The sequence below is a fragment of the Companilactobacillus halodurans genome, assembly GCF_009600985.1.
In the GTDB taxonomy this organism is placed as follows: Bacteria; Bacillota; Bacilli; order Lactobacillales; family Lactobacillaceae; genus Companilactobacillus; species Companilactobacillus halodurans.
Genome location: NZ_VDFP01000183.1, coordinates 1 through 1250, shown reverse-complemented (window position 1 = coordinate 1250; position 1250 = coordinate 1). Strand labels below are relative to the sequence as shown.

2 protein-coding genes are annotated in these 1250 nt (G+C 35.4%); both read left to right on the top strand.

What is annotated here, in order from left to right; genetic code table 11:
- Positions 1 to 390 (top strand): malonate decarboxylase subunit alpha (locus FHL06_RS13465; protein WP_192918011.1); only part of this gene is annotated, 390 nt, incomplete at its 5' end.
- A gap of 3 nt (positions 391 to 393) precedes the next feature.
- Positions 394 to 1185 carry a triphosphoribosyl-dephospho-CoA synthase gene (locus FHL06_RS13460; protein ID WP_153387136.1) on the top strand — a complete coding sequence of 264 codons (792 nt, stop codon included), beginning with the start codon at positions 394 to 396 and terminating at the stop codon, positions 1183 to 1185.
- Positions 1186 to 1250: the final 65 nt, after the last annotated feature.

Here is a 1250-nt window from a genome sequence, read left to right as displayed (position 1 = left end):
AATAAGAAACCAGTTTTTGTTGATCATTTGGATGCTGAAGAAGTACAAAAAGAAGCTAAGTTAGCTAACGTTCCAATTATGATTTATAGCGAAGATACGACCCATATCGTTACCGAAGAAGGAATTGCATATCTTTATAAGACCGACAGTATGGCCGAAAGACAAGCTGCTATTGAAGCAATTGCCGGTGTTACACCAGTAGGTTTAAGAAGCAATCCTAAACAATTGGCAGATTTACGTGCTCGTGGAATTGTTGCCTTACCAGAAGATCTAGGAGTTCATCGTAGTGAAGCTAAGAGATCCCTTCTTGCAGCTCAAAATATGGATGACTTGGTTAGATGGTCAGATGGACTTTATAATCCACCTGCAAAATTCAGAAGTTGGTCATAGTTAATGATAGAAACAAGATTTTTACAATTAGCGCAGACAGCTGTCGATGCCCTAAAATGGGAAGTTTCCTTTACTCCTAAACCTGGATTAGTTGATGCAATTTCCAATGGTTCACATACCGATATGGATATTGGATTATTTTTTAAATCTGCTGATAGTTTACTGAACAGTTTTACTGAAATTGCCATGAAGTCTTATCAACACCCATTAGATCTTGAATTGCGAGAAGAAATTGGTCGTATCGGTCGAATTGCAGAAAAAGATATGTTCGAGGCTACTAATGGTATCAATACTCATAAAGGCGCTATTTGGAGTTTAGGGTTGTTGATCAGTGCTATAAGTAGTCAAGAAACATCTGATATTGAAGAAATTTTAATGGCTGCCAAAAGATTAGCTCGTTTGCCAGATAAGAACGTTATTTTGACCGAAAAAACTCACGGGATGGTGACGGAACAAAAGTATTCTTTGACTGGTGCTAAGGGAGAAGCTCAAAATGGTTTTCCAAATTTGACTAAAGCTTTGTCCTTTCGATCAGATCAAGATGATTCTGATACATGGATGAGAAGATTGTTAATTCTTTATAGTAATGTTGATGATACCAATATCGTTTATCGCAGTAATTTGAAAGTTTTGTTAGAGTTTCAAACTTTGTCTGAAAAAATCGTTCAGACATCAAGTGATATTTTAGATAATCCCGATTTTAAAAAATTAGAAGAGTTTACTGAGAAATACAATATTTCTCCGGGTGGTTGTGCTGATTTATTTGCCGCTAGTTATTTTTTAAAACATTTGTAGAAATGGAGATAAATATGGAAAAATTACATTTTAACTTTGATACAAAGGATGCAATTTCAAAGCCT